The following is a 3,227-nucleotide window of genomic DNA, read 5'->3' as shown; positions in this document are numbered from 1 at the left end:
GCATACTCGCCGGCGAAGGCGGCGGCCATAGCGGCCTCAAGCGCTTCTTCCACGTCGTCGGAAAACTTCACGCCTTCGGGGCTGAAAAGCTTCAGGCCGTTGTCCTCATACTTGTTGTGGCTGGCCGAGACCATGAAGCCGAGGGCGGCGCCGGTCTCGCGCGTCATCAGCGCAACGGCGGGCGTCGGCAAGACACCGAGGCGCACGGGCCGCACGCCCATTGAGGTGAGGCCGGCGATCAGCGCAGCTTCGATCATCTCGCCGGAGCGGCGCGTGTCGCGGCCGATGACGGCGTCGCGGCCACCCTCTGGCGCGAAGATGCGCGCTGCCGCAATGGCGAGCCGCAGGGCGGTCTCGGCGGTCATCGGGGGTTTGTTGATCCGTCCACGGATTCCGTCCGTGCCAAAATACTGCCGGGCCATTGTCTGCCTCTTTGCCGTCAGAGCGGCGTCACATCACCATAGACGATAAAGTCCGGATTGTCGTAGCCGCGTTCGCGCTTGCCATAGAGCAGGGGGGCGTGGTCGAGCGTCAGGACGCGCCCGCCGGCCGCTTCCACTACGGCCTGTCCGGCGGCGGTGTCCCATTCCATCGTGCGGCCGAGGCGCGGATAGACGTCGGCTTCACCGGCGGCGACGAGGCAGAATTTCAGCGCGGAGCCGGCGCCGGCGATCTCCTTCACCGGATACTTCTCCAGCCAGGTGTCGGTCTCGGGCGAGCGGTGCGACCTGGAGGCGACAGCGGTAAGGCCGCCTGCCGGCGCGGCGCGGATGCGCAGCGGGTTGCGTTTGTTTGGCACGGTGCCATCCGGCGCGGCTTTCGATTGCCAGGCATGCGAGGGGCTCTCAGCCACGAACAGGCGGTGTAGCGCAGGCGCGTAGACGACGCCCATAACGGGACGGCCATGCTCGATGATAGCGATGTTGACCGTAAACTCGCCGTTTTTCGCAACGAACTCCCTGGTCCCGTCAAGCGGATCGACCAGCGCGAAACGGTGGCCATGCTCCGGCATGACACCGCCCGCGACGGACTCTTCAGCGATCACCTGCAGGTCCGCCTCCGCTTCGGTGAGGCGCTTGAGTATGAGCGTTTCGGCGAGGCCATCGGCCTCGGTGAGGACCGACTGGTCGAGCTTCTTCTCGACCGAGAAATCCGTGCGATAGACCCGCATGATTTCCTGCCCGGCGGCGAGGGCCATGCTGGCGAGCGCTTCGGCGGTGACAGCCATCGGGCGGACTACTGCATCACGCTGATCAGTTCGACTTCGAACTGGAGCGGGGCATTCGGCGGGATCGGGCCGCCAGGCGTGCCCTGCGCGCCATAGGCGAGGTCGGACGGGATATAGAGCATCCAGCGGTCGCCGGGTTTCATCATGGCGAGGGCTTCGACCCAGCCATCGATCAGGCCGTTCGACGGGAAGGCTTCCGGGTCGCCGCGCTCGTAGGAAGAGTCGAACAGCGCGCCGGTTTCGGCAAGACGGCCTTCATAATGGACCTGAACGAATTGTCCGTTTACGGGCGATTTGCCCGCCGCATCGCCGCTGGCCAGCACCGTGTACTGAAGGCCGGATCTGGTTTTCTTCACGTCTGGCGCATCCGGCTTCCACGGGAAGTATTTCTGCCAGGCCGCCACATCAGCGGTTTTCGGGATGTCGATGCTGATAAGCTGGACGAGGAAGACTAGGTCATCGCCGGCCTTGATCACGTCGCCGCGCGGCTGGTTGCCATAGGCAAGATCGCTCGGGATGTAGAACAGGTACTCGTCGCCTTCCGACATTTCCTGCAGGCCCATAGTCCAGCCGGGGATCACGCGGTTCAGCGGGAAGGTGGCCGGATCGCCGCGGTCGAAGGAGGAGTCGAATTTCTCGCCGGTGGCGAGGCGGCCTTCATAATGAACGGTGACGCGGTCGGTCACGGCAGGCTTTTTGCCGTCCTTCGGACCTTCCTTGAGCACGATGTATTGCAGGCCCATATTGCCGGACACCACGTCCTTGCCGTTCGGGTCCCAGGGCAGGTATTTCTTGAAGGCAGCTGGCATGATGTCTTCCGCAGTTGAGCTGGATGTCTGGCCCGATGGGCCGGCCGAGGGGTTTGCGCGCACAAAATAGGCCGCGGCGAACAGGCCGACGATCATAAGGAAGACCAGCGGCAGCGGCGAGCCGCTTTCCGCCTTGGGCGCACTGGAATCGCGGGCTTGCGGATCATTCGTCATGGCAGCTGACCTGTCTGTCTTTGGAGTTATGTGCGGGGGGGGGGAGGCCCTAGATCGCCCGCGGCGGATAGCCTGCCTGAGCGAGGGCGTCGATGACTTCCTGCGTGTGCTGGCTGTCACGTGTTTCCATCAGGATGTCGAACTCGGCGCCTTTGGCGGGCACGTCGAGCGCGATCCGGTTATGGGCGACTTCCATGATGTTGGCGCCGTTGTCTCCGATGATCTTGGAGACGAGCGCGAGCAGGCCCGGCCGGTCGTCGCCGACGATACGGATCCGGGCGAGGCGGTTCTCACGCACAAGGGCGCGGGTCAGCACCGAGGCGAGCAGGCGCGTGTCGATATTGCCGCCGCACAGGACGAGCCCGACCTTGCGGCCATAGAAGCGCGTGGGATGGGCGAGCAGCGCAGCGAGACCGGCGGCGCCGGCGCCTTCGGCAATCGTCTTCTCGACTTCGGCAAAGAGGGTGATCGCCCGCTCAAGGTGTTCTTCCTCGACGAGGAGGATGTCATCGAGCAGCTGCTCCGCGATGCGGCGGGTCAACTTGCCGACTTCTTTCACCGCGATGCCTTCGGCAATCGTGGCGCCGCCCATCTTGGGGGTCTTGCCGCGCAAGGCGGCGTGCATGCAGGGATACATCGCCGCTTCAACACCGATCACCTTGATGTCGGGCTTCAGCGCCTTGGCCGCGACCGCGATGCCAGAGATCAGCCCGCCGCCGCCGATGGGCACAACGAGGGTGTCGAGGTCTGGTTGGTCGGCCAGCATTTCGAGGGCGATAGTGCCCTGGCCGGCGATGATGTCGAGATCATCGAAGGGGTGGATGAAGACCAGGCCTTCCTTCTCGCCGAGCTTCAGCGCGTAGTCCTTGGCTTCGTCGAAGATCATGCCTTCGAGGATCACGCGCGCGCCGTGGTCGCGGGTATGCGCGACCTTGTTGAAGGGGGTCGTTTCGGCCATCACGATCGTCGCCGGGATGCCGAGGCGGCGGGCATGGTAGGCGACGCCATGCGCGTGA

3 protein-coding genes and 1 pseudogene are annotated in these 3,227 nt (G+C 64.8%); all 4 read right to left on the bottom strand.

Translation table 11 applies throughout. The features are described from left to right. A pseudogene (glmM, locus tag WEA77_RS02610) lies at positions 1-422 on the bottom strand (phosphoglucosamine mutase); the annotation flags it as partial. Positions 423-439: 17 nt separating this feature from the next. Beyond that, on the bottom strand, positions 440-1,228 hold the full coding sequence (cysQ, locus tag WEA77_RS02605; protein WP_368066306.1) for a 3'(2'),5'-bisphosphate nucleotidase CysQ: 789 nt from the start codon (positions 1,226-1,228) through the stop codon (positions 440-442). Between the two features lie 8 nt (positions 1,229-1,236). Further along, positions 1,237-2,211 (bottom strand): FKBP-type peptidyl-prolyl cis-trans isomerase, encoded by a 975-nt coding sequence (locus WEA77_RS02600; RefSeq protein ID WP_368066305.1) that lies wholly within the window; start codon positions 2,209-2,211, stop codon positions 1,237-1,239. A 49-nt stretch (positions 2,212-2,260) separates the two neighbouring features. After that, on the bottom strand, positions 2,261-3,227 hold a 967-nt coding region (locus WEA77_RS02595), incomplete at its 5' end, for a threonine ammonia-lyase (protein WP_368066304.1).

Origin of the sequence: Hyphomonas sp., assembly GCF_040882205.1 — a bacterium.
In the GTDB taxonomy this organism is placed as follows: Bacteria; Pseudomonadota; Alphaproteobacteria; order Caulobacterales; family Hyphomonadaceae; genus Hyphomonas.
This window is presented reverse-complemented; position numbering and strand designations above follow the sequence as displayed.